The organism is Vibrio sp. QJM3NY_39 (assembly GCF_057785895.1).
Genome location: NZ_CM173506.1, coordinates 1,585,288 through 1,611,438 on the forward strand (window position 1 = coordinate 1,585,288; position 26,151 = coordinate 1,611,438).

General features: G+C 42.5%; 22 protein-coding genes and 1 pseudogene. 15 read left to right on the forward strand and 8 right to left on the reverse strand.

The window, feature by feature from the left end; genetic code table 11:
- Nucleotides 1-38 precede the first annotated feature (38 nt).
- Entirely contained in the window at nucleotides 39-476 is a 438-nt protein-coding gene (locus tag AC3CHU_RS22945) for a DUF3069 domain-containing protein (protein WP_004731036.1), read from the reverse strand.
- 152 nt (nucleotides 477-628) lie between these two features.
- Here AC3CHU_RS22945 and AC3CHU_RS22950 point away from each other — a divergent pair, with 152 nt between their 5' ends.
- Together AC3CHU_RS22950 and AC3CHU_RS22955 are read left to right on the forward strand one after the other, a co-directional pair.
- Entirely contained in the window at nucleotides 629-1,579 is a 951-nt protein-coding gene (locus AC3CHU_RS22950) for a GGDEF domain-containing response regulator (RefSeq protein ID WP_488525760.1), read from the forward strand.
- A gap of 77 nt (nucleotides 1,580-1,656) precedes the next feature.
- Nucleotides 1,657-2,667: a Solitary outer membrane autotransporter beta-barrel domain gene (locus AC3CHU_RS22955; RefSeq protein WP_171308634.1), complete on the forward strand. Its 1,011-nt coding sequence runs from the start codon at nucleotides 1,657-1,659 to the stop codon at nucleotides 2,665-2,667.
- Nucleotides 2,668-2,699: 32 nt separating this feature from the next.
- Here AC3CHU_RS22955 and AC3CHU_RS22960 read toward each other — a convergent pair whose 3' ends face one another.
- The gene (locus tag AC3CHU_RS22960) at nucleotides 2,700-3,941 is read right to left on the reverse strand and encodes a GGDEF domain-containing protein (protein WP_488525761.1); all 1,242 of its coding nucleotides are present in this window, start codon (nucleotides 3,939-3,941) and stop codon (nucleotides 2,700-2,702) included.
- A gap of 338 nt (nucleotides 3,942-4,279) precedes the next feature.
- Here AC3CHU_RS22960 and AC3CHU_RS22965 point away from each other — a divergent pair, with 338 nt between their 5' ends.
- The 9 genes from AC3CHU_RS22965 (at nucleotide 4,280) to AC3CHU_RS23005 (ending at nucleotide 12,942) form a co-directional block, all read left to right on the forward strand.
- Nucleotides 4,280-4,648, forward strand: coding sequence for a late competence development ComFB family protein (locus tag AC3CHU_RS22965; protein WP_004731025.1), 369 nt, complete (start codon nucleotides 4,280-4,282; stop codon nucleotides 4,646-4,648).
- A 39-nt stretch (nucleotides 4,649-4,687) separates the two neighbouring features.
- Entirely contained in the window at nucleotides 4,688-4,969 is a 282-nt protein-coding gene (locus AC3CHU_RS22970) for an HlyU domain-containing protein (RefSeq protein ID WP_488525762.1), read from the forward strand.
- Nucleotides 4,970-5,269: 300 nt separating this feature from the next.
- On the forward strand, nucleotides 5,270-6,820 hold the full coding sequence (gene pntA / locus AC3CHU_RS22975) for a Re/Si-specific NAD(P)(+) transhydrogenase subunit alpha (protein WP_004731020.1): 1,551 nt from the start codon (nucleotides 5,270-5,272) through the stop codon (nucleotides 6,818-6,820).
- Nucleotides 6,821-6,830: 10 nt separating this feature from the next.
- The gene (gene pntB, locus AC3CHU_RS22980) at nucleotides 6,831-8,210 is read left to right on the forward strand and encodes a Re/Si-specific NAD(P)(+) transhydrogenase subunit beta (RefSeq protein ID WP_017079246.1); all 1,380 of its coding nucleotides are present in this window, start codon (nucleotides 6,831-6,833) and stop codon (nucleotides 8,208-8,210) included.
- Between the two features lie 345 nt (nucleotides 8,211-8,555).
- Nucleotides 8,556-10,028 (forward strand): sensor histidine kinase VxrA, encoded by a 1,473-nt coding sequence (gene vxrA / locus AC3CHU_RS22985; protein ID WP_102462008.1) that lies wholly within the window; start codon nucleotides 8,556-8,558, stop codon nucleotides 10,026-10,028.
- On the forward strand, nucleotides 10,003-10,662 hold the full coding sequence (gene vxrB, locus AC3CHU_RS22990; RefSeq protein WP_488525763.1) for a response regulator transcription factor VxrB: 660 nt from the start codon (nucleotides 10,003-10,005) through the stop codon (nucleotides 10,660-10,662). Before vxrA ends, vxrB begins: the two co-directional genes overlap by 26 nt.
- Nucleotides 10,662-11,549 carry a DUF2861 family protein gene (locus AC3CHU_RS22995; RefSeq protein WP_488525764.1) on the forward strand — a complete coding sequence of 296 codons (888 nt, stop codon included), beginning with the start codon at nucleotides 10,662-10,664 and terminating at the stop codon, nucleotides 11,547-11,549. The genes vxrB and AC3CHU_RS22995 overlap by 1 nt, the downstream gene beginning before the upstream one ends.
- Nucleotides 11,550-11,599: 50 nt before the next feature.
- Nucleotides 11,600-12,748: a conjugal transfer protein TraF gene (locus AC3CHU_RS23000; protein ID WP_017079243.1), complete on the forward strand. Its 1,149-nt coding sequence runs from the start codon at nucleotides 11,600-11,602 to the stop codon at nucleotides 12,746-12,748.
- 41 nt (nucleotides 12,749-12,789) lie between these two features.
- Nucleotides 12,790-12,942 carry a YoaH family protein gene (locus AC3CHU_RS23005; RefSeq protein WP_004731009.1) on the forward strand — a complete coding sequence of 51 codons (153 nt, stop codon included), beginning with the start codon at nucleotides 12,790-12,792 and terminating at the stop codon, nucleotides 12,940-12,942.
- Between the two features lie 793 nt (nucleotides 12,943-13,735).
- Here AC3CHU_RS23005 and AC3CHU_RS23010 read toward each other — a convergent pair.
- Nucleotides 13,736-14,491 (reverse strand): annotated as a pseudogene (locus AC3CHU_RS23010) (GGDEF domain-containing protein); the annotation flags it as partial.
- A gap of 1,295 nt (nucleotides 14,492-15,786) precedes the next feature.
- Between AC3CHU_RS23010 and AC3CHU_RS23015 the strand changes: the two are divergent.
- Nucleotides 15,787-16,068, forward strand: coding sequence for a hypothetical protein (locus AC3CHU_RS23015; protein WP_488524360.1), 282 nt, complete (start codon nucleotides 15,787-15,789; stop codon nucleotides 16,066-16,068).
- A gap of 287 nt (nucleotides 16,069-16,355) precedes the next feature.
- On the opposite strand, the gene yciH is transcribed toward AC3CHU_RS23015, so the two are convergent.
- Entirely contained in the window at nucleotides 16,356-16,667 is a 312-nt protein-coding gene (yciH, locus tag AC3CHU_RS23020; protein WP_488525765.1) for a stress response translation initiation inhibitor YciH, read from the reverse strand.
- A gap of 3 nt (nucleotides 16,668-16,670) precedes the next feature.
- On the reverse strand, nucleotides 16,671-17,039 hold the full coding sequence (locus tag AC3CHU_RS23025; RefSeq protein ID WP_108192982.1) for a DUF3319 domain-containing protein: 369 nt from the start codon (nucleotides 17,037-17,039) through the stop codon (nucleotides 16,671-16,673).
- A gap of 100 nt (nucleotides 17,040-17,139) precedes the next feature.
- Between AC3CHU_RS23025 and AC3CHU_RS23030 the strand changes: the two genes are divergently transcribed.
- Nucleotides 17,140-18,108 carry a tyrosine-type recombinase/integrase gene (locus AC3CHU_RS23030; protein ID WP_237298130.1) on the forward strand — a complete coding sequence of 323 codons (969 nt, stop codon included), beginning with the start codon at nucleotides 17,140-17,142 and terminating at the stop codon, nucleotides 18,106-18,108.
- 63 nt (nucleotides 18,109-18,171) lie between these two features.
- Here AC3CHU_RS23030 and AC3CHU_RS23035 read toward each other — a convergent pair whose 3' ends face one another.
- On the reverse strand, nucleotides 18,172-19,167 hold the full coding sequence (locus AC3CHU_RS23035; protein WP_488525766.1) for a D-alanine--D-alanine ligase: 996 nt from the start codon (nucleotides 19,165-19,167) through the stop codon (nucleotides 18,172-18,174).
- A gap of 179 nt (nucleotides 19,168-19,346) precedes the next feature.
- Nucleotides 19,347-19,910, reverse strand: a complete 564-nt coding sequence (locus AC3CHU_RS23040) for an SPOR domain-containing protein (protein ID WP_004730988.1) — start codon at nucleotides 19,908-19,910, stop codon at nucleotides 19,347-19,349.
- 216 nt (nucleotides 19,911-20,126) lie between these two features.
- Between AC3CHU_RS23040 and AC3CHU_RS23045 the strand changes: the two genes are divergently transcribed.
- The gene (locus tag AC3CHU_RS23045) at nucleotides 20,127-22,808 is read left to right on the forward strand and encodes a bifunctional acetate--CoA ligase family protein/GNAT family N-acetyltransferase (RefSeq protein ID WP_488525767.1); all 2,682 of its coding nucleotides are present in this window, start codon (nucleotides 20,127-20,129) and stop codon (nucleotides 22,806-22,808) included.
- Here the strand turns inward: AC3CHU_RS23045 and AC3CHU_RS23050 are convergent.
- Nucleotides 22,800-23,687, reverse strand: a complete 888-nt coding sequence (locus tag AC3CHU_RS23050) for a LysR family transcriptional regulator (RefSeq protein WP_479275276.1) — start codon at nucleotides 23,685-23,687, stop codon at nucleotides 22,800-22,802. The genes AC3CHU_RS23045 and AC3CHU_RS23050 overlap by 9 nt on opposite strands.
- A 224-nt stretch (nucleotides 23,688-23,911) precedes the next feature.
- Here AC3CHU_RS23050 and AC3CHU_RS23055 point away from each other — a divergent pair, with 224 nt between their 5' ends.
- Nucleotides 23,912-26,047, forward strand: a complete 2,136-nt coding sequence (locus AC3CHU_RS23055; protein WP_488525768.1) for a TonB-dependent hemoglobin/transferrin/lactoferrin family receptor — start codon at nucleotides 23,912-23,914, stop codon at nucleotides 26,045-26,047.
- The last annotated feature ends 104 nt before the right edge of the window (nucleotides 26,048-26,151 follow it).

The following is a 26,151-nucleotide window of genomic DNA, read 5'->3' on the forward strand; positions in this document are numbered from 1 at the left end:
GTTAAACATTCAACCTAAATTTAGGTGCGATGAATAGCTTAGCGGATGAAAACTTCTTTGAAATCACGCTTCAAGATAGCATCACGGCGCGCTTTCTTGATTTGCTTAGCCATGTCTTTTACACAGTTATGTAAAATTTGGTCAAGCAGTTGAGCTCGGTACTCTTCTTTTTCTTCATCAGACATGCCTTCTGGAAGTTTAAGAGTAGGGAACTCCTCCATCATGTTTACGCCAGCGAAAGCTTGGCTAACAGAGATTAGAGCGTGGAATTGCTCAAAGTTGTCTAAAACATTTTGTGCGCTTGCTGGAAGGCTGCTCCAAGTTTCACGCACTGCTTCTTCAGACACTTCATGAATAGAAGTAACCATGTTGTGCATCTCTTTAGGCACTTCATCAAATTCGATAACTTGGCGAAGCTCTGGTGAGATAGTGGTTAAATCGATTTCTTGTACTTCGTTGTTTGTAGCGTCTGACATAGTATTTCTCTTTAAAAAGAAACAATGCTAAAAAGATCTGTAAAAAAGTCAATATAATATAGAGATTAGGGCATGATTTAAGCCCAAATTTGAGCTACTTTGAATATTCAACACTAGATAAAGGTGATGTGATGATAGAAAAGGGATCTTCGATGCGCATATTGCTGGTTGATGATGTTCAACTCGACCGGATGCAACTTGCTATTCGACTTAAGCAATTAGGTCATATTGTTGAAGCTGTTGGCAGCGGAAAGGAAGCCCTGAATGTTTATTCTGATTTTGATCCTGAACTCGTATTGCTCGATATCAGCATGCCAGACATGGATGGTTTTGAAGTAGCTAATGAGGTTCGCAGTCGATTCCCTGAATGGGTTCCTATCATCTTTTTGAGTGGTCACGAAGAGCCAGCAATGATCGCTAAGGCGATTGATGCGGGCGGTGACGATTACCTGATTAAGCCAGTTAACAAAGTTGTTTTGAATTCCAAGCTGATCGCAATGCAGCGTATCGCGCACATGCGACGAGAATTAAAGCAGAGTACTGCCAAACTCGAAGAACTCAACATACTCCTACAGCAACAAGCAAACGAAGACGGTCTCACCAAACTGTATAATCGTCGATATATGGACACTAAGCTTGAAGAAAGTATTGCATGGCATGGAAGGCGTAATATACCCATGACAGTCATTTTATTAGATGTAGACTTCTTTAAGCCTTACAACGATAATTACGGGCATATTCAAGGGGATACCTGCTTGCAAGGCCTTGCCTCAACCTTAAAGCAACTCTTCGTTCGTGCGGGTGAGTATGTAGGGCGTTATGGCGGTGAAGAGTTTGTTTTGATTCTGAGTGATACCGACAGTGAAACGGCTAAGTTACAAGCTATCCGAGTCAAAGAAGCGCTGCATGAAATGAATTATGCACACGATCATTCAACGGCATCTGATAGGGTGACAGTGTCACAAGGTGTGTTGTCATTTGTACCCGGAGGTGATGAATCTACGGCCTCTATTTACGACAAGGTTGACCAGGCGCTTTATCAAGCAAAGCAAAGTGGTAGAAATACCTTTATACAGCGAACTATTTTGGAGCTTGCACGTTAGTTGGTGAGCTCTTTTAGATAATTGAATTTATACTTCTAATAGCATTGAGCTAGGAAGCCGATTTAGTGATAAAAGAAATGCCACATTCAAAGTTATGCTCTAGGGTTAATATAAATAGGGCAGCCATACTTCCACTGCTTTGTTTTATCTTTCCTACAATAGGTAATGCAAATTCGTTGACAGATGCATTCAGAAAGGACATCGAACGAACATTCGCGACGAGCGTACTGCTTAACGACACCGACGTGTTTACCTTTGGTATTAATAATTTTGATCCAAACAAAGTCTTTAGTTTAGATAACGAAGATATTGGTTCAAAAGACTCTGTAAGTCGCAGAAAAGATATTACTTCAATCAGCCTTCCGTATACGTTTGAACTACCTGAATATATTGAAGATAATCATCAAGAGATAACATTGCGTTTGTCTGCACTGCGTATTGAGAAGGACATTTCGTACGCGTCTACGGTGAAAAGCGATTTTCAAAAAGAATCAGTCATTTCTGGCTATGTAGAATTTGCGAATGTATCCCAATTAGATGAGCACTGGAGTTTCAGTTCTGCTATTGGTAACCACATTTCTTATTACCGTAACGACTTCGAATATCGTTCATCATTGCTTGAGACTATTAAAGATCAATTGGATAACGTTTATCTCAATACCGATGCATGGGCTTACATCATTGAACCTAAAATTAAAATGACCTTTGAAGACAAGAATGACTGGGGAAAATACAAGTTAAGTACTAGTTGGCATTACTTCAATGGTATAGGTTGGGGAGAGGCTAATAATGGCAACGTTGGATATCCCGAAGGTTGGTATATCGCCAATGAAGCCAAGATTTTCTATGACTTAATACGCTGGGATAAGAACATTACTTCTATGTACTCCAGTATAAGAAGAATTGATATCGGTGGTGATACCGTTGCTTCTATGGGTACAACGTCATACTACGAAGGCAGTGTAGGTTGGCTACTCAACCCAAATCTATTTAACGACTGGGTCGATAATGTGGGAATAGGGTTTACGATCAATTACGGAAGTAGTCTGAAAGGAGGGAGCTTAGTTATCTTCTTCAACCAAGATTAATCTCACTCTAGTCTAGTTATCGACACTTACGTTTAGCTATCAACACACAGCTTGTTTCGGCCGGTTTCTTTCGCTTTGTAGAGTGCCTTGTCAGCAAGCTTCAATACTTCTTCAGGATGCTTGGTGGTTGTGCTATCAGACAGTCCAATACTTACCGTCACGTTTACCACTTCCGATGGTTTCACGTTCTGACCACGATTTTTGATACCCACTTCATGGTCATCAGGGCGCTCGAGGCTATTTCGAATGGTCATGTCGTAGTTTTGGATCTCTGAAATCAGAACTTGAAGGTGCTCTTTCACCTGTTCCGTGTATTTGCCTTTAAAAATAATCGTGAACTCTTCTCCACCATAGCGATACGCTTTCGCACCACCGGTGGTTTCTCTAAGAATACGAGCCACCAGTTTCAGCACATCGTCGCCAATGTCGTGGCCATAGGTATCGTTAAATTTCTTGAAGTGGTCGATATCAACCATAGCCATCGAATATTTACGACCTAAGTGCTTCATATCGACTTCTAAGGCGTGTCGACCTGGGATGTTAGTCAGTTGGTCATTAAACGCCATATCGTGGCTAGCAGACATCACATAGACGATGATCAACGTGCCTGATAAGGAGAACATAGTGTTAGAGATGTACTGCACGTCAAAGAAGATGAACGTACAAGAAGACAGCAAGATAGTGCTATAAACGACAACATCAATAGAACGGTTGTACACCAGCACTAGGATGGCTGTAAGGCCAAGCAAGCAAAGGCTATACAACACCAAAACAAAAGGCAGTTTGGAGAAGTCTCTAACAATGAACAGTAGGCCTTCACTCCATGATTCAAAACCGCCAGCATGGAAATGAGAAACGATCAATTGCGCCCAAACCATAAACAGCACGAGAACGATGGCGTAGAGGAGCATCGACTTTGAATTGACACCGTTATCCGGGAAGGCATACACCAATAAGCAAGTAACCGGTACTAATGCCGCAAGTAACGACAGCTCTAATAAGGTGGTTCCGGTGTTTAAAGGGGTTTGTAAGCGAACTTGGATGATCAAATAGGCTACTAGCATGGTTAATGACACCATGGCCATGCGCCCTTGTCTGAATGTATGGCATAGCAAAACGGCAACGCTCAATAAGATATATGGAAGGTTGCTAGCAAACCCTAGGTTTGAATCCGTCACAAGAATGACGTTGTTCATACCAGCGAGTAAAATTGCCAATAAAAATAGAGGGAAGCAAAATCGAAACATGCTCGACGTTACAAAAGAAGATGCCATTTACGTGGTGAGCCTAATTATACTGATGATCTTATAATTTAATTTTATACGTAGGATACGGTTAAACAAGCGAATGCCAAGCTTTTTACTTAAATTAGAGCAAAAACATAGTCATAGGCCGCTAATGGTGCAACCATTTTTATATGTATTTGAGTTGCTATTAACCATAGAACCAACTACACAGTATATATGAGAAATTAATTAGTCGTTATAGTTAGTTAACATGCAGTTAGTAAATCTGTAGTAATGAGTAGGGTATAGTAAGGTAACAATATGTAGGTCGTTGCCAATCAGGCTAGAACTCGATCTGTCGTGATAGCTACAAATGGAGGTGTGGTATGCAAATTAGTGTTGATGTTCACAACTATATGGAAACGCTGGTGGGTCAGGTCTTGGCTACCGAGGAGTATGTGTCTAGTTATAACAACGAACAGTTGGCTGATCTCGCGTGTTTGGCTTTAGGTCAACTTAAGCCCATCTATATTCGTTTCGATATCGATTTTCTTTCGGCATTGCCAGAAGACAAATTGGTACTCTATAAACGAAATAGTGAGATCGCGGTCAAGAATGCAGAAAGTATGATCATTGACGATAGAAGACGCGAACGTGACGACAATGTGCCCGTTATCTTTAGTCAACACAATTTTGATGATGACGTAGAATTGCAGTGGTATGAAAAGCCATTGTTGAACCGTAAACAGTCGTGATAGTTTAGGGTTAATACGGTCATTTAAGGAGTAAAAAACGTGGGATTCTTTTCTAGATTATTTGGTGGCAAAGAAAAAACCGAACAAAAAGTAGAGATTGAGCCAGTCGAATATAAAGGTTTCAATATCTATCAAGATGCCATTGCAGAATCTGGTCAATACCGTGTTGCTGGGCGAATCGAGAAAGAATTCGACGGTGAAATCAAAACTCATCGTTTTATTCGTTCAGATGTTGTTTCAAACAAACAAGATGCCGATGAATTCATGCTAAAAAAATCGCAGATGTTCATCGACCAAATGGGCGACAATATATTTAGCTAACCAAATAGGGTTAGAATTGATGTTGGTCATAATTTAGAGAGCTTTCAGTGTATATGCTGAAAGCTCTTTTTAGTTTTAGGGACAAAGAACAGCTAGTAAGTTGTTATTTAAAGGATTATTTGCAAGTGGTTTGACCTCTTCGTTCGAGATGGTCGTCATTTCTTTAAATGAAGCGCTCAAATTCCATCCAAATCGTTATAAGTAATAACTTTTCCTGTTCTTTGAACAAAACGCTTGAAGTATTAGTTGTCGTTAGATACAAACGAATAAGTCATTCGTGCCAATAGTCAAGGAATAGCTATGCAAATTGGTGTACCAAGAGAAACACTCGCAGGTGAAACGCGAGTCGCTGCTTCGCCGAAATCGGTAGAACAGCTTCTAAAATTAGGATTTGAAGTTTGTGTTGAATCACAAGCAGGTGCGTTAGCAAGTTTTGAAGATGCAGCTTATGAACAAGCTGGAGCAAAAGTTGTTACCGCAGATGAAGCTTGGAAATCTGATATTATCTTTAAAGTTAACGCTCCGATCGTTGACGAGTCTAAAAACGAAATCGATCTACTTAAAGATGGCGCAACATTGGTCAGCTTTATTTGGCCTGCTCAAAATCCAGAATTAATGGAACAATTGTCCACTCGTAGCATCAACGTGATGGCGATGGATTCTGTTCCACGAATTTCGAGAGCTCAGGCGCTAGATGCATTGAGTTCTATGGCAAACATCGCCGGTTATCGTGCTGTTGTTGAAGCGGCACATGAGTTTGGTCGATTCTTCACGGGTCAAATTACGGCGGCAGGTAAAGTTCCACCAGCTAAAGTATTGGTTGCTGGTGCGGGTGTTGCTGGCCTAGCAGCGATTGGTGCTGCAGGTAGTTTGGGTGCGATCGTTCGTTCGTTCGATGTTCGTCCTGAAGTAAAAGAGCAAGTCGAATCTATGGGCGCTGAATTCTTGGAAGTTGATTTCAAGGAAGATACCAGCGCGGGTGATGGCTACGCAAAAGAGATGTCTGAAGCATTCAACAAGAAAGCGGAAGAGCTTTATGCGGCTCAAGCAAAAGATGTCGATATCATTATTACAACGGCACTGATCCCAGGTCGCCCGGCACCTAAGCTGATTACCAAAGAGATGGTAGACAGCATGAGTGCAGGTAGCGTCATTGTGGATCTTGCCGCTGCGAATGGCGGTAACTGTGAATACACGGTTGCAGACCAAGTGATCACAACCGCTAATGGCGTGAAAGTGGTAGGTTACACCGATATGGTTGGTCGACTGCCGACTCAATCATCTCAGCTATACGCGACTAACTTAGTTAACCTGCTGAAACTGCTTTGCAAAGAGAAAGATGGCAACATCAATATCGACTTTGAAGATGTTGTCTTACGTGGTGTAACGGTGGTTAAAGAGGGCGAAGTGACTTGGCCAGCTCCACCAATTCAAGTTTCTGCTCAACCACAACAACAAGCTAAGCCTAAAGCGGTGAGACCTGAACCAAAAGTTCAAGAACCTGTCTCTCCAATTAAGAAAGCGGCGGGTATGGCGGTTGCTGTTGGTGCTTTCGCTTGGATAGCTTCGGTTGCTCCTGCTGCGTTCTTATCTCACTTTACCGTTTTTGTTCTCGCTTGTGTGGTGGGTTATTACGTAGTTTGGAATGTAAGCCATTCTCTGCATACACCTCTGATGTCCGTAACTAACGCGATTTCAGGGATCATTGTAGTAGGCGCACTGTTACAGATAGGACAAGGAAGTGGCGTCGTCACATTCTTATCATTTATTGCCGTATTAATTGCAAGTATCAATATCTTTGGTGGCTTTACCGTGACCAAACGTATGCTTGAAATGTTCCGTAAAGACTAAGGAGTAACAGATGTCTGAAGGATTAGTACAAGCAGCTTATATTGTTGCTGCTGTATTCTTTATAATGAGCTTGGCCGGGTTATCGAAACAGGAATCTGCACGTGCAGGTAACTATTACGGTATCACGGGTATGGCAATCGCGTTGATCGCGACGATCTTTGGCCCTCATTCTGCAGGAATTGTGTGGATCATCATTGCTATGGTGATCGGTGGTGGTATTGGTATCCACTTCGCGAAGAAAGTAGAAATGACCGAAATGCCAGAGCTGGTAGCAATTCTGCACAGCTTCGTAGGTATGGCGGCGGTACTTGTTGGTTACAACAGCTACATTGATGCACCAGAAGCGGCAACGCATGCAGAGCACGTTATCCACTTAGTGGAAGTGTTCCTAGGCGTGTTTATCGGTGCGGTAACCTTCACCGGTTCTATTGTTGCATTTGGTAAGCTTCGCGGCGTTATCTCTTCGTCGGCACTGAACATCCCTCATAAGCACAAGTGGAACCTAGCGGCTATCGTTGCTTCTACATTGCTCATGATCATGTTCGTTAAAGCTGACGGCAGCATGTTCGCGTTAATGGTGATGACTCTTATCGCATTCGCATTCGGTTACCACCTAGTGGCATCGATTGGCGGCGCAGATATGCCAGTGGTTGTTTCTATGCTGAACTCGTACTCTGGTTGGGCAGCGGCGGCAGCAGGTTTCATGCTTGCGAACGATCTGCTTATCGTAACGGGTGCGTTAGTCGGTTCGTCAGGTGCGATTCTGTCTTACATCATGTGTAAGGCGATGAACCGTTCGTTCATTAGTGTTATCGCTGGTGGATTCGGCCAAGACGTGGTTGTGTCTGATGGCGATGAAGAGCAGGGTGAACACCGCGAAACATCAGCTGAAGATGTGGCAGACATGCTGAAAAACTCAAAGTCAGTCATTATCACTCCAGGGTACGGCATGGCAGTAGCTCAAGCTCAATACCCAGTGCATGAAATCACTGACAAGCTAAGAGCGCAGGGTATCAAAGTTCGATTTGGTATCCACCCAGTTGCTGGTAGGTTACCGGGTCACATGAATGTACTACTTGCTGAAGCAAAAGTGCCTTACGATATCGTTCTTGAAATGGACGAAATCAATGATGACTTCGATGAGACAGATACTGTATTGGTTATTGGTGCAAATGACACCGTGAACCCTGCAGCACTTGAAGATCCAAACAGCCCAATTGCTGGTATGCCAGTACTTGAAGTTTGGAATGCTCAGAATGTTATCGTATTCAAACGTTCGATGAACACAGGTTACGCCGGTGTGCAAAACCCACTGTTCTTCAAAGAGAATACGCAGATGCTGTTTGGTGATGCTAAACAGAGCTGTCTAGGCATTCTAGAACATCTATAGAAAGCACTTTCTAATCTCTTGCTAAGAAGTTTTTTAAGAAGATTTCTAAGAGTTTTCTGAGGGGTTTTCTAATAGTTTTCTAAGCACCATGTAATAATCAGACTTGGAGCTCATTTGAGCTCCTTTTTTTGATCCTCAGAACTAGTCTTAACCCAAACCCACAACAAACAGGGCAAGGAAACCCATTCGAATGATGGCTGGATTCATCAATCAGCTAGCGAGTACGCCTGTGCAACACAATCCTAATATGATGGAATTTATCGCTATAACTCACCATTCCCACTGTTTTTCATGCGGTTAAAAATTTATCTTTGATAGCGAATGGTATATATTTGTTTGATCTATATGAATTTGCGTTGGTTTGTGATCATCAAAAGAACATTTACTCTTCTTATCGCTACGTTATCTGTGTCTGCAAACGCGCTTGCTGACTCTTTACCTGAGCGTATCGATAATTTCACCAAACTCTTTGATCATGAAACCGCAATCGAATCTTATGATATTCGATTGTTGCAGGCTGATTATCCAACACGTTTGATCATGCCGTCTTCTATGCTGCCACAAACCGCAGAGTACCCATTAAAAGACATACAGCGCTTATACCAGTTATCAAAAACATGTAGCGGGAAATTACCGTTAAGCCCGTTGATCACTGAGCCTTTGGTCTTTACTCGTGCAATGTGTAAAGGAACCAAGCTTTCTGATCGTTGGTTCAGCCGCAGTGGCTTAATTCACCCTGGTGGTGGTTCCTATGCGGCGCGATACGTAGAGAAGTACCCTGACAAGTTCGACTCTTTGAAACGCTTTATGCATATTCAAGAGCGTCCAAACACTGAGCATGATGAACTGTTATCTCGTTTACAAAACATGGACAGTGAGGCCATCACGGCACTGTTAGCCGGTTCGAGCATGTTTGTCGAGCTTGACGAAATGTGGGTAAAACGCGGCGACAGATATTACCTGTACAAAGAATCAGACTGGAATGAAAACGCGACACTTGCCGGCTTATCGTTCAGTTTATCTTCAGAAGGCAAAAGCTGTTTTGTTCAGCGCGGTAATGTATGTTGGGAAATAGAAGATCATTCAGAGCTTCTGCAAGTCGCCATGTTTATCTTGGTGCTCGCCAACATCATGCTTGTTTTGGGGTGGGCGGTTTACCGTTGGAATAGCAAGAAACAAGAGATGAAGAGCCGCATGCTGGTGCTTCAAATCCTAACGCACGAATTAAGAACGCCGATTGCAAGTTTGTCATTGACGGTTGAAGGGTTCAGACGTGAGTTCGAACACTTACCAGAGTCGGTATATGATGAGTTTCGTAGGCTGTGTGAAGATACACGCCGTTTAAGACAGTTGGCAGAAGCAAGTAAAGACTATTTGCAATCAGACAACCAACCGCTCGCAACAGAGTGGGTACCAAGCGTAGAAGAGTGGCTTCAATACAAAGTTGAAGAAGAATTTGCACCGGGCATTGAACTCCGTGTAAACAAAGATATTGCTGCAAAAATAAACGTATATTGGTTAGGAACGTGCATCGACAACCTGATCAGGAACGCCGTGAAATACGGTGTCGCACCAGTGATACTAGAACTGAATACTTCTGACAAGAAGCTGACATTCAAAGTTATAGATAATGGAGACTTGTCCCGCAAAGATTGGGGGCAACTAAGAAAGCCATTCGTAAGTAAGAGTGGACTCGGTTTAGGCCTGACGATAGTGGAATCTATGGTCGGAAAAATGGGCGGTCACATGACGCTGATAGGCCCCCCAACAACATTTATTTTGGAGATACCTTGTGAAACAGACATTGCTTCTCGTTGAAGATGATAAAAATTTAGCTGACGGTTTATTAGTTAGCCTTGAGCAAGCTGGATATGAATGTTTGCATGCAGAACTGATCTCTGAAGTTGAAGGCTACTGGGAACAAGCGGACCTAGTGATTCTAGACCGTCAACTTCCGGATGGTGACTCAGTAGATTCACTTCCAGGTTGGAAGAAAAAGAAAGACATCCCAGTGATTTTGCTAACGGCTCTCGTAACAGTAAAAGACAAAGTTGCGGGCCTAGACTCAGGTGCAAACGACTACCTAACTAAGCCTTTTGCTGAAGCTGAATTGTTTGCTCGAATTCGCGCGCAGTTACGCCTGCCTGATGCTGAAGATCAAGACGCATCAAAAGTGATGGCTCAAAATCTGGTTATCGATAAAGCGACACGTGAAGTGTTTTTCAATGAACTGGAAGTCACGTTAACGCGAACTGAGTTCGACCTACTGCTATTTTTGGCAAGCAATCTTGGCCGTGTTTTCACGCGTGATGAGCTGCTTGACCATGTATGGGGTTACAACCATTTCCCAACAACACGTACGGTAGACACGCACGTTCTGCAACTAAGACAGAAACTGCTGGGTCTAGAAATCGAAACGCTGCGTGGCGTTGGTTACAAGATGAAAGCGTAATGAAAAAAGCCTTACTTCCACTATTAATGTTGTCTTGCGTGGTGAATACCGTGCAAGCTGCAGATTGGTTTAAGAGTAGCGATACTCTAACTCAAGTTCATAAACACCTGCTGGATAATGACTTACCTCAGATGTTTGATTCACTAGTGGAAGTTTGGCAAATCAACTCTTCTCAATCACGAGAAGACCACCTCAATGAGCTGTTCGATCAAGCATTGAACAAAGATTGTGGTAAAACCCTCACCAGAAAAACACTCCCAGATTGGATCAGTTCAGTCGTCGTTAAAAGACACATCATTCAAAGCCCTGGCCGAGATACTTTTCGCGTATCAATTGATGTTGAATCCGAAAACAACATTCAAGATATTACCTTCGAGAAGTGGGTCGATAAGATTGTTTCATCGGACAGTGAGCTAACCAAAGACAGTGAAGTGGTAAACAACGCATCGGTGAGCCTATACCGCAAGCGTTACAATTTAGCATCTCAACTTGAGTCAGGCCTGTATCGTTTAAGTGTGAAAGGCGATGGCGGTAATTCATGGAGTACTTGGATTATTCTTGGTGACGTTGCTTTTCGCCAGCAAGTTCGTTGGGCATCAAAAGACACGTGGCGCATCGATAAAAAAGAACTGCTGAATCCTTATTGTCCGCTTCCTAAGCTCGAAATTGGTTTGTACGATTACGTCGATGAACACTATGAGCAGGTGTGGGGCAAGAGCTATGAATCTGATTATCCAATGAACCTAACTGGCGAAGAACTTCCAAATGATCGCTACGTTTTGGCGGTTTCAATGGTGCATTCACGCTGGCAAGGTGACATAGCGATAGAACAAGCACAAACTATCAGTAAAACTTATGATATTTCTAGCGAAGAAGAGTTAAAGTAATTTAGAATTGAGCCGTTAACTATGTAAGGGATCTAACAAAGATAAACGGCATGAAAAATACGACTAAACTACTCGCAGCATCAATTGCATTCGCCAGTCTTCCTCTTTCAGCAGCAAACTACGCCATTGAAGCGCGTGGTGATGCGATGGGTGGTGTTGGTGTTGTTTCAGCAAACTTCCTAACCGCTCCATTCTATAACCCAGCACTTGTTGCCATTTATCGTCGTAACGATGATATGGGAATGATCACGCCAAGTTTTGGTGGTAGCTATAACGACCCCAACGACATGAAATCGAACATCGATAGTGTTGTTGATGCATCAAATACTGCAGAACTCGATGCGGCGCTGAATAAATTGGATGGCAACCAAGCCAATGTTGAACTGGGTGGTGTAGTCGCCTTTGCTCTTCCTAATCAGTTTATCGCGGCAAACCTTTTCGCTAAAGCCTACACAGAATCATTTGCAACACCTAACGTTTACACAACAGGTTCAGATGCAGATAAAGTGGAACTGTCTACCGTTGAAGCGGTTTCAATCGGTGTCGCAGAAGTCGGCCTTTCTTTAGCAAAATACCAAACCTTTATGGGCCAACACATCTCATTTGGTATCACACCTAAAATCCAACGTATTTACACGTACAACTATGTTGCATCGGTTGATGATTACGATTTATCTGATGTAAGAGAAAACAGTGACGGCGAAACTGCATTTAACATGGATGCTGGTGCGCTTTGGTTCTTCGGCCCATTCCGAGTGGGTGTTGCTGCAACTAACTTAATCTCTCGAGACATCGAAACCAAAGATACGACGAGAACGCTAAACAGCAGCACAAGTAGTGCGACACACCAAGTTGGCGGTAAATACACTTACCAACTTGAACCGGTATACACAGTGGGTGCCGGCATCGTATCGGATTACTTTTCTTTCAGTGTTGATTACGACCTAAACGAGACTGAGAAGTTTACTTCGTTTGCTGATAACGAACAGATGATTCGTGTTGGTACCGAAGTCGATCTTCTGCGTCAGCTTAAGTTAAGAGGAGGGTACTACAAGAACCTAGCTTACTCTGATTCGGAAGGAACAGTCACAGCCGGTATTGGTATCTCGCCACTCAACTTGTTCCAGTTAGATCTAAGTGCAAACTACACAAACGAAAATGCAATGGGTGCTTCAATCAATTTCCTTGCTAGTTACTAACAGTCCTTATATAGTTCTGCTCCTAAATAAAGGAGCAGAGCATGCTAAACGACTTACCAACCCTTTCTCACGAAGAACAACAGAAAGCTGTTGAACGAATTCAAGAAATGATGACTCAGGGCATCAGCACAGCACAAGCTATCAAAATCGTTGCTGAGCAAATTCGTGAAGAAATGAGTAATAAAGAAGAGTAGGGCATCAGCCCTTCTTTTTTAACCCCTTAGTGCACTATAACTAAATATTGTTACCCTTCGTACATCCGAACTCTTTAGTTACCCTAAATCCCAACCTACCCAAAACCCTTAAATTAAGCTTATTCAGTAAGTTACAGTGAAATAATCCACTTTATAGGCTTTTCTCGGTTTCTATTTGTAATTAAATTACATCAAGATCTGAAAGTAAAACAATTGCCACTTTAGGTGTCAGCATTTATGTCACCATACCTAAGTAGTTCAATGTGTGGCGTTTTTTAAGGCTAGTGACGTTGTGACTTCTGTTTTTAGCGGATACGAGTGAATGTTCAGAAGCAGACAAATGAGGATTTCATCTAAGAACAGTGCGAGATAAGTGACGACGGTAATGTTCAAAACCGATACCGCGAGTGACTTACCGCCGCTTAGAGCAAGCTTTACTCGCCAAATATGTGAACTTAAGAACAAGTGCTAAGGAGAAGCTTAGAGGCGTAAGGAAGAGCTGTTTATAGAGCGATTCAGGTACGATACGTATCAACCGGAGAATGCCATTGATGACGTTATTACAGATGGTTTTCTAGCAAACGGTGTTATAGCAGATGGCGACAGCGCGCTTATAGGCATACGAATCGATTTGAGTTCTGATGAGACAGCAAAGCTTATGGGCTTGTTTAGTCAGCGGTTAAAAATTTGATGGGTGCTTAAGTGGAGAGCAGATATCGACTGGGTATTAATGGCTTGTTGATTGAGTAGTGGCCTGAGTTGAATGTGTAGCTGCGGTCCAGTCTAGCGAGCCTTAGTAAAACGTAACGACTTGGTTTCGTCCGTTGTTTTTCGCTTGGTAGAGTGCTTTGTCTGCACGTTTGATGGCGGTACGTATCGATTCATGTTCCTTAAGCTGCGTTACTCCGGTCGAAGTCGTTACTTTAAGCGCTTTAGGCCAAAGGCTTTGGTCCATTGCTAGGTAAAAATTATCGATAGATTCGTTACACTGTAGCGCAGTTTGCTCGAGGCAAACGAGTAGAAACTCCTCACCACCCCAGCGATAAAGCAAGTACTGCTCACCAAGGCTCTCGTTCGCCGTTGCGACAAACTGAATAAGTACTTTGTCACCCACTTCATGGCCATGTTGATCATTGATCTGCTTAAAATGGTCTAAATCAAACAACGCGATGTGAATGGTTTTTCCTTGTTGCGCCAGCCATTCGAAATCATAGAAGGTATCTAACGCTTCGGTTCGGTTTCTACATCCGGTCAACGGATCGGTTGTTGCCTTTACCTTGAGCTCTTCAATTTCTTCGGTCAAATGGCGTTGTTGCTCTGCTGCACGCGTTCTGCTTCGCTGTGCGATGTGTAACGCACAACCTACATAACAGATGGCATACGTCACCCATAATCCAATTAAGAGTTCGCCTAACAAAGCTTTGTTGATGATTTTACCGTGGAAAACAATGCTCGAGATCTTAAGTGAATGGTGTCCATCTAGCGTGCTGGATCCAAGCCCGAGCTCAACAGACACCGCGTTTGTAATGTCTACCGCACTACTCGTAATATAAACTTTAGAGCGAGCTGTAAAGTTTGGTTTAAAAAACTCAGCATGGAAATTTACAGACGAGTTCACACGAGAAAAATTAACTGGCTTAGTGGATAACACAAAACAGAATTCAACGTGTGTAGCCAACAAGAAACACGGTGGCGTGTGTAAAATCTAAAAAAGAAACGACAGCAATGCACACAAGGTTTACACACAGCGCGGTGAATTATGAGTACAAGAAGATGTAAGTCAGACAGACGGAACAAATGTTCTCGTTGTTCGGCTTTGTGTAAACGAATCATGTAGATGTTGGCCACGCGTATAATGATTGGATTAAAAGAATGCTGGTGAACTCAATATGCTTGAGGCGCCAGTTGTATTAAGGGTTTAAGAGGAAACGATGATAAGGATAACTTTGGAAAATAGTGACATTACTATCTGGGGTTTACACACACTCAGTGCGTATTATGGGTCTAAATTATGTTGAGTGGTTTGCTTTGCTTAACTGAATAAGAACGTGGGTGAGTAACATGCTCAATGAGGAGGTCAGCTTGTCTGGCCTTTTTGATGCCCGTTAGGAAAATCGTTGTTAGAAGTTAACCCGTAACATAATTTGCACAATGCGCACTAACATTCTGAGTTTGTTATTGCATGACATACCAGTATGTTAAAAAATGACATACCACTAGTTTTTAAAATCTCTCCTTGCTTACGTTCCTAGCTTCATTAGATTCAGTTTCTCTTTTTATCTAACAGCTGTGCGCGTTTTGGGAGGGGCCCGTTTCGTCGGGAGGGACCCAAAACGCGCACAGCGTTTTGGATGGAGAGTACACTATCTTTAATAGTGTACTCTTGTACCATTTCGGTATTAACGCTTTGCATTCCTTTTATTATCAATAAGTTAGATTTCTTCGTTTTTGCCTGAAAAAAGCATTTGCGAATCTCTTGTAATTGCAAATGTCGTCTGTTATTCTTTTTGTGATTTCAATGCAATTGCAATAGGGTGCTTTATGTCAGATATACCTAGTCCTTGGGACACCAAGAAAGTGCGCCAAATTAATGAGGATAGAAACAAGTCTTACTCTGATGATTTGGATTCGAATTTTAACTTTCGTTGTAACTCTGAGCTTAAGGAGGATTTTAAAAAGCTATGTAAGCGCGATCAGTCTTCTCCGACAGTTGCTTTGAAGAGATATATGCTGTCTTGCCTAAGGAAAGGTCGTATAGATTGATTTTTTTGCTGTGAGCATTCAGGGACGTTACAGCGTCCCTGAATGTATGAAACCCCAACCACGAAAATTAGGAATAAACATATGAATACAATTATTGTAAACACTGAAAGCAATAGCAATAGCTCGGATATTTTAGAGCTATCTATGGATAAGAAAAAATCATGCGATAAATTCACTCTGGATGATATTTCAGACCAGGTTAACCGTCTGCATAGTATTTCTATGTTTTTGGAGTCTGGGGCTTATACAGATGATATTCGTGCAGGGATTACGGAGCATTTGCTTAATGAAATAGAAAGCCTGCAAGGCGTTCTTATGCATGCTCGCGTATTTTCGTTGGCTTCTGGTACTCATGATAGTTAGATTAAGCTCGCTTTCTGCTGCTATAAGCTTGCTTGTAGAGCATAAAGGAGCAACAAACGTAGTTTGTACTGTCTCACTTAATAACACGCTTAGTGCGTATTATGTACGTTATGTTAAATTGATTTTGGTGTTTATAAGGCAGGTATCTCTATGTGATGCCCTGCCTTTATTTGGTGTCGATATTCTCTGAATTATACTGTGTATTTAACCATATTGGCTATTTACCATAAAATACCTAATAACCAGTGATAATAATCTTCGATTTTACCCCTGGCATTAGTTAGAGCTTAACCGCCAGCAAATTTAACTTTGTAGCCTTTCTTTTCAAGATGCGCTTTGAGCTTGTCACGAGCGTCGCCTTGAATCTCGATGTTGCCATCTTTTACTGAGCCGCCGCAGCCACACACTTTTTTGAGTTCCGCTGCCATTAGTTTTAATGGTGCGTCATCTAGCTCTAAGCCCGTTACGATAGAAACGCCTTTGCCTTTACGGCCTTTGGTTTCTTTTTGGATTCGAACGATACCATCGCCTTTAGGACGTTGGACTTTCTCTTCTTCAGGTTTAATGCGACCTGTTTCTGTTGAATATACTAGGCTCATAAATTACTTCTTTTGTTGCTCTGCTTTTTGTTTTGCGAGTAAGTAAGCTTCTATATGACGCTGGATTGCAATCTTGCCGCCTTTGATAAGACGCCCGTTAAACATGCAATACCACGCGTTAGGCTCACCGGTGTCATTCTTGATCTGATAGCCGTTGAAGTTTTCAGTTAGGCCACCAGTTCCTCTCGACTTATTTAATGCAGTGAACTCTTTAGGGTCAATAATAGACGCCGTGTCAATCCACCAATCAATACTCTTCTTCACGGCAGCTAGGTTGCCCTGAATCACATTGTTTTTTAACTTAGCACGCCAAATGGTGTTATTCGTATCCATCGATTGCAGATGGACGCTACGGTAAATTGAATTAGCCATATCTATTAATCATCTTTTTGTTTTCACTGTATTAATCATAAGTATACTTATAATGATATCAAGCATAATATGGTAAAAACACCTGTCGAGGTACGGTAATTTGCGAAAAAAAGTCCCTATTTTAACCGACTCTGTGACAATTAATTCATTTGTTGAAAAATTGAACAGGCACGCGACAATTGAAATTATAGATGAGTTAACAGGATACCAGTACTCTCGTAACTCACTGCTGGGTATCTACAGTGATTGGAATCGCTACCATGCGTTCTGTACTAAAAACCGTATCAACACTCTCCCAGCCTCTATTACTGCTGTTCGTCGTTTTCTAGAGACGGAATCCAGTGACAGAAAATACGCATCTTTAAAACGTTACACTGCAACGCTTAGTTTGTTGCATACTGTGTTGAGCTTTGCCAACCCAATCAAGCATAGACAAGTTCGTTTTGCCCTGCTCCACTTGCAAGCTCAAATGGCTGGCGACGCTAAGCAAACCAATGCCATGACATCTGCACACCTCGCTGAGTTAAACACGTTACTTTCAAATGAGAAATCGAGCTTAAAAGAGATCAGAGACATCGCCATTTATAATGTGATGTTTGAGTGTGCTTTAAAACGATCAGAACTTAAGGCGTTATCAATGGGTAATGTCGAGTGCGTTGAAACTGATTACCTGATTACAGTAAAAGATTCAGCGTATCGGCTGTCGCAAGTAGCCAGTGCTGCACTTCAGCGTTGGTTTGCGTTTACTGGAACACAAGATGAGTTACCCGTGTTTCGAGCGATAGACAAGCATGAGAATATCAGCCTGCAACCTTTAGATGATTCGTCGATCTATAGGATACTAAGAAGTGCAAGCGACTTACTTCAACTCGCAGAAAACCACCATTTTTCAGGGAATTCGATTCGTGTGGGTGCCGCACAAGAGTTGTCAAAACAAGGTCTTAAGGTGAGGGAGATTCAGGATTTTGGTCGTTGGCTCAGCCCTGCAATGCCTGCGCAATATGTGGGTTACTCGGGGACGGCTGAGACTGAGAAGATGAAGTTTAAAACACTAGTGCCTTGGCAATAAGCTCAAGGCACTATTATGTTCTTTAGCCAGTGGTGTAAGACTCGCTAAGATATTTTGAAACAACTAAGAAATGCTTGTTCTCACACAGTTCTCTAGGAACTGGCTGAATTTGTGGCCATCATGTTCAACCATTTTAGGGAACATGGAAATTGGTGTCATACCTGGGAAGGTGTTGACTTCATTCAGGTAGATCTCGTTGTCTTGTGTTAAGAAGAAATCGATACGAGACAAGTGACGAAGCTTCATTTGGGTGAATACTTTGCGAGCACTGTCTGCAATTAACTCTAGTTGTTCATCTGTTAAGTTATTTGCTTCAACTTCTGTAATTGAGTGGCTGTCTGAGCTGTATTTCTCTTCGTAAGAGTAAAATGCGCCATTAGGTGCAATCACCTCGCCCGGTTTGCTGATGTGTAGCTCACCATCGATTTCATAAGCGGCAACTTCTAGCTCTCTAGGCACAACTGATTTCTCAACCAGCACTTGATCAGAGAAGGTAAACGCCTTATTGATCGCTTCGCTTAAGTCTTCCACTTGGTTAACTTGGTAACAACCTACAGAAGAACCTTGACGAGCCGCCTTCACGAACACTTTACCCCAATTTTCAAAAGCTTGAGTCGCTTGTGAATGAGCTTGGTCGTTGTTGTCTGATAAAAACAGATACGGCGTGTTTGGGATGCCAAGTGCGTCGTACCAAAGCTTTGAAGTGATTTTGTTGAAGCTGTTGTTGCTCGCTTCAGAACCACAACCTAAGTACGGAATCTTAGCCATTTCAAATAATGATTGAATGTCACCAGTTTCACCCGGGAAGCCGTGAATACAAGGCACAATGAAATCGACTTTAGATTCTAGGTTGTCGCCACGTAAGGTTTGATTAGTGATATCTAGATAAACCAATTCACCTGAATCAAGACACCAGCCTTCGTTTTTAATTTCAACTCTGACAACGTTAAAATCTGCAACGCTATTCAGTTGTTCAAAAAGGTAATTGGCTGAAACTAAAGATACTTCATGCTCTGAAGATCCACCGCCACAAAGTAGAAGGATGTTAATGGTGTTCATGGGTAAATTCGGTCCTTGAAACTAGGAATACTGACTTCAATGATAAACAAAAGTCGAAATAGGTACAGTGTTTTGAACGTTAAAATTGTGTTCGAAAGAACGAGCGATTAACTATTAAACAAAACTGCTGGTCTTAAAACAAAAGAAGGAGCATTTGCTCCCTCTTTATGAATTAAAACTTAGTTCAACTTGTTAAGCGTTGGGTATTCAGAGTTCTTGATGTCATCAATGCTCTTAACAAACGGCTTCAAGTTTTGGAAAGTGGTTGGCAGCGTTGAGATTGCCTTTTTAGCTTCTAAGCGTGTTGCGTAATCACCGTAAAGTACGGTAAACCACTTAGTGCCGTTAACCATTTTGTAGTTTTCCCAAACTGGTTGAGAAGTCGTAGGTAGCATTTTCACGAAAGAATCGACTTTACTCTGGCTGCCAACAGCAACAACTTGAACCGTGTAACCAAAACGCTGGTTCATATCTTGTTGTTTCTTCGTTGGGCCTGTTACTACTGCAACTGGCTTAGCTTTAGTCGTTTGAGTGACTTTCTGCTCAACAGGTTCGGTTCTGATCACGTTGACAACGTTTTCTTCAACAACGCCTGTTTGCTCAGATTGAGATACAACTGGAGCTTCAACTTTTGCCGTTTTGTACTCTTCTTGATAACTATCTGAAGTTACATTTGTAACGTAGTCGTCAGATACACATGCAGCCAAGAGCAGTGGCAAAGTCACAATTGCAAATTTTTTCATGGAAAGCTCTATATCCTTAATAATAATTACTATAAATCATGCCGATACGTCGGTTTAGAATCAAGTTAACTTTGAGATTATACACCATTAGTGGGTGACCTATTTCACAAACTTTATGCAGTGTTTGCTTATTCATCTGAATTCGGTGAATTTGCCATCAACCCGTGAGTGAAAAGTAAGTTACGATGAACTTACGTGCATTGCTAGGATATGTCTATGAATCATCTTGATCCCCTCCTTAAACCCCGTTCAATCGCTGTTGTTGGTGCTTCTCAACGAGAAACGCGCGCGGGATATATCGTCATGAACAATTTGTTGCACGGGGATTTTAAAGGTGCGGTGATGCCCGTTACGCCAAAATATGACTCGGTGGCAGGCGTACTCTCATACAAGAACATTTTGTCACTGCCTATCGTGCCTGACCTTGCGATTCTCTGTACCAATGCGACCCGTAATGTGGCCATTTTTGAAGAGCTGGCCGAGAAAGGCATAGCCTCTGTCATTGTGCTTTCTTCCGACATGCAGCAACAAAGCGATAATGGCGAAACGTATGATGCACGATGCCTAGCGATTGCTAAAAAACACAACATTCGGGTGCTTGGCTCCAATAGCTTGGGGATTATTGTCCCTTGGTTAAATTTGAATGCCTCTTTTTCTCCGGTAACTGCGCTGCCAGGTAAAATCGCCTTTGTTTCTCAGTCGGCTGCAGTGTGTACCACGATTCTCGATTGGGCGAACGACAAAGAGATTGGCTTCTCAGCGTTTATCTCGATAGGCAATGGCAGTGACATTGAATTCTCGGAACTCTTGGATTATCTGAGTACCGATTCTCACACCGAAGCGATATTGCTTTATGTCGATAGCATTACTGATGCGAGGCGCTTTATCTCAGCAGCGCGTGCAGCGTCACGCAACCGACGAATTCTAGTGCTCAAAGGCGGACGAACAGCGAAAGGCCGAGCAGCGGCCATGGCACATACTGGTGGTGCCGATACCTTAGACATTATCTATGACTCTGCGATCCGACGTAGCGGTATGTTGCGAGTTAAGAACTTACATGAACTGTTTGCTGCGGTAGAGACACTGACTCATTCAGTGCCCTTGCGTGGCGAGCGCTTGGCTATTGTTACCAATGGTGGCGGCCCTGCAATTATGGCCGTGGACACCCTATTTGACCGCGGCGGTAAGCTCGCAGAATTATCTGAAGATACGCTCGATAAACTCAGTAAGGTTTTGCCATCGAGTTGGTCTCATAGCAATCCTATCGACATTGTTGGCGATGCCGGCGATCAACGCTATATCGACACCATAAACATCTTGCTCGATGGTGATGAAGCGGATGCCATTCTTATCATGCACAGCCCTTCTGCGGTCGCACATTCAGCCAAAACAGCAGAGCGAATTACTGAGGCGATTAAAAAGCATCCTCGCCACAAGCGCTTTAATATCTTAACGAATTGGTCTGGTGAGTTAACCGCAAGGCCAGCGAGAAAGCTGTTTACGGAAGCGGGTTTCCCAACCTATCGAACGCCTGAAAGTTCAGTGGTCGCATTCATGCACCTGGTCGAGTACAGACGCAACCAACGTCAGTTAATGGAAACGCCGACCACGGCAGAAAAAGTGCACATTGAAGACTTAGCAGATGCCAAAAATTGGATAGAGCGCCAACTACTGGATAAAGATACAGTTAGTCTTGATACCCATCAAAACAGTCAGTTTTTCAAGCACTTCAATCTTGATGTGTTGCCAACTTGGATTGCTTCTGACCCAAGTGAAGCGGTGCACATTGCTGAAACGATCGGTTACCCGGTCGCCGTAAAACTTCGCTCACCAGACATTGCGCATAAGTCGGATGTTCAAGGTGTGATGCTCAATTTACGAAACAGTAGTGAAGTCGCGAATGCCGCTCAGGCAATTCTCGATCGATCTCAATTGTCGTTCCCTACTGCTCATATCCATGGCTTGTTGATTCAAGGTATGGCCAAGCTTGCAGGCGGCCAAGAACTGCGAGTTAAGGTTACAACGGATGAAACCTTTGGCCCTATCATTTTACTTGGCCAAGGTGGCTCTGAGTGGGACGAATCAATTGATGCCGCTGCTGCTTTCCCACCGCTTAACATGACACTGGCGCGTTACTTGATCATTAGGGCGATAAAAAGTGGCAAGATTCGCCTGCAAAAACTGCCTAACCCGATCGACATTGAAGGGCTCTCTGAGTTGCTGGTTCGTATATCGCAAATGGTAGTGGATTGCCCTGAAATACATGATTTGGATATCCACCCAGTACTAGCCAATGGTGACAAGTTCACGATATTAGATGCCGATATCATCTTGAAAGCGTACGAAGGCGATCCACAAGAACGTCTTGCGATTCGCCCTTATCCGGTCGAGCTTGAAGAGAATATCGTACTCAAGGACGGCACCGAAGTGTTGCTACGCCCTATTCTTCCTGAAGATGAACCGCTTCATGCTGACTTTATTAATCGCGTATCTAAAGAGGATCTTTATAAGCGTTTCTTTAGTGATGTTGGTGAATTCAATCATGAGGCGTTGGCGAACTTTACTCAGATTGATTTTGATAGAGAAATCGCGTTTGTGGTGGTTCGTAAGGAACAAGGTGTGCCTGCGATTATTGGTGTATCGAGAGCGCTAATTAACCCAGAGAACACCGATGCCGAGTTCGCGATTCTGATACGTTCCGATCTGAAAGGTGTCGGCTTAGGTCGTATTCTTATGACTAAGGTTATTGATTACTGCCGTGCGAAGCAGACTAAACAGATGTCGGGCATGACGATGCCAACGAATAGAGGGATGCTGACACTAGCTCAAAAGCTCGGCTTCGAGCTAGATATCAGTTTTGAAGATGGTACTGCAGATATGGTGTTACCGTTACTTTAACGCCCATGTCTTTTTAAGATGTTGGATACACCAAGACTTGGCGTCGCCCATTTTGTTGCGTCGCCAAGCCATGACGATATCGATCGGCTGTGGTTCTGTACCCGAAATCTGCTGTAGAACGCCAGATTCAATCAGCGGCTTAGCAATACTACTCGGCAAGGTGCCAATCCCTAATCCAGTTGTCAGGGCCTCCACCTTTGCAGGGAAGCTTGTTACGGTTAAACGAGGTTGTTTCTCGAGAATGTTGCGACTTAACGCTGGTTGATCGCGTGCAGTATCCGCAATTGCAACAACCCTGTAACTTTCCCTCGCTTTTTGATCGAAATCGCCAGAGCGCTTATGAACGTAGTGGTTTGTTGCAGCGACCCATACCATTTCCATCTTACCAATGATGTCACTTTTCATATCGTTTGGAATCGTGTCGAGCTTGGGACATACCAATAAATCGGCTCGGCCATCTGTCAGGGATTCCCAACATCCGGCTAAGATCTCTTCTTGTAAGCGAACACGTGTTTTGCTGATTTTCCCTAGTTCGTCGACCAACGGGAAGAAATTGGCAATAGGAATGATGCCATCAAAGGCAATGGTTAAATCTAGCTCCCAGCCATTAGCAAGAATACTCGCATCGTTAACGAGTTGTTCAGTGGCACCAAGAATGATTCTACCTTGCTCTAAGATTAACTGCCCCGCTTCCGTGAAATTTGCACGGTGGCCTGAGCGATCAAAAATCATGATATCTAAGTCTTGCTCTAACTTCTGGATTTGATAACTCAATGAAGAAGGCGCTCGGTCTAGTTCATTCGCTGCAGCTGCGAAACTCCCACGACGATCAATGGCATCTAATATGTGTAATGCTTCAAGTGTTATTGGACTATGCATAGCTTTCCTACTTTATAAATGAGACTTGAATCACAAAAACAGAAGCATTCAGGCTATGAATGGAACTGTAAAAGTCTTTTTAATACAGATATTTAAGATTGTTAATTATGAATTAGTTGATAATATTGAAAATTATTTAAATGCAAATAATAGTAATTATCATTTAGATCCAATATTATCTTTCGCAAATCAAGATAATACTATGGAACTAAGGTAACTATCAGATGTATAAGCAATCCCTACTCTCTGCTTCAATCGTTTTGGCGCTTTCATCAACATCAGCTTTTGCTGACGATTATGCCCTATTTGATGAGGTTGTTGTATCTTCGACTCGTACTAATCAACAACTTGAAGATGTTGCTGCATCGGTAACTGTGATTAACGATAAAGATATCGAAAAAAACATGGTAACGGATGTAAACGATTTATTTAAGTACACACCAGGTGTCACCGTCACTACGAATTCTCGCCAGGGGATTCAAGGTATTAATATTCGTGGTATGGAAGGTAACCGAGTAAAGGTTATCGTTGATGGAGTATCACAAACTAGCCAATTTACCCCGAGTGGTACTCAGTCATATAACTTCATCAACTCTTCGCGCGTTGATATTGATACGGACATGTTGAAGTCTGTAGAGATAGTTAAAGGTGCGGCTTCTTCTCTTTACGGTTCAGACGCTATTGGTGGTATTGCTGCGTTTGAAACAAAAGACCCAAGTGACTTTTTAAAAGGCAAAGATTTCGGGGGGCACGCGAAGTTCAACTACTCTTCATCTGATAACACATTTAGCGAATCTGTTGCCTTAGCGAATCGTATTGGAGATCTTGAAACGCTAGTTGCTTATACTCGCAGGGATGGTGAGCAAACTGAAAACTTCGGTACACCTGATGAACAAGATAATCAAAACAACAACTTACTGGTTAAGCTTCAATATCAATTCAATGAACAACATCGTTTAGAATTCTCAGGTAATTTTATCGAGAATTCAGGTGATACCGATTTAAATAGCTCAAGCTACACCGGTTACACTGGCGAAGATTCGACTAGCCAACAGCAAATTGGTATCAAACATATTTGGGATGCTAACTTAGCGTTTGCCGACACCGTTACTTGGCAAGCTGACTGGCTGAGCAAAGAAGAAAACGGTATAACTAATCGTACATCTAAGGGTGGTAGTATGTTCTTACCGCCAGCTGGTAACGTTCAGAAAAAAGACTATATCTACGAAGATGAAGGCTATCAGCTTGATGTGCAATTCGATAAGTTCTTCATGACAGGTAATGTAGAAAATTACTTTATCTATGGTGCTTCATATTCGGACAAAGATATTAAAAACGTTAATAACGAATATAACTCTATCAGTGCAGACCAAGTTATCTTCTATATTCCTTCAGCATCAGAAAGAAAGTATGGATTCTTTGCACAAAATGAAATGACGATCGGAAATTGGATGATTACTCCGGGGGTTCGTTTTGACGGCTTTGAAACGGATCCTGGTGATACAAGCCAAAACCCAAGTGGAAACCCTGAAGGAGCTTATGCAAAATATTCAGACTCAGCTGTAACTGGACGCTTAGGTACAACTTACACGCTTAATGACGAAAATAAGCTCTTCGGTCAAATTAGCCAAGGATTCAGAGCTCCTGATTTCCAAGAGCTTTACTATTCATTTGGTAATCCAGCTCACGGTTATGTTAATGCCCCTAACCCAGATTTAGAAGCTGAAGAAAGTATTTCATACGAGCTAGGTTGGCGCCACAACACAAATTATTCATCAAGTGAAATCGCTATCTTCTACAGCGACTATGATAACTTTATTGATAATGTAGCTGTTAGTGGTTCAGCGACTCCTATTGATCCAACAGTATATAAGAATGTAAATATTGATGAAGCAGTAATCAAAGGTATCGAGGCTTCAAACACGTTGTCTTGGAATAGCTTCATGCCGGTACAAGGTGTGAGTACCCGTGTTGCAGCTACGTACACAGAAGGTGAAGACGGTAAAGGTAACCCTCTTAACAGCGTGAACCCTTGGAATGCTGTAGTTGGATTTAACTATGATGCTCCTTCAGCGTTATGGGGTACATCGCTTAACATTAGTTATACAGCTGGCAAGAAGTCTAGTGATATAAATAGCGCGGGTCTAAAAGACGAAATTCTACCGACTGATTCTGCAACAGTAGTTGACCTAACTGCATACTACTTGCCGATGAAGGATCTTACGCTTAGAGCTGGTCTTTTCAACGTTACGGATGAAGAGTACTATTCGTGGAATGATGTTCGTGGGTTCTCACAAGAAGATAAAGATTACACGCAAGCTGGTCGTAACTGGTCAGTCACCGCTAAATACGAATTCTAATTCGTTAGTAAGCTGAACCACAGAAACGTATACAACAGATACTAAAAAGCCAGCTAAACGCTGGCTTTTATTATTTCACTAAAAATTGTATCAAAAAGGGATAA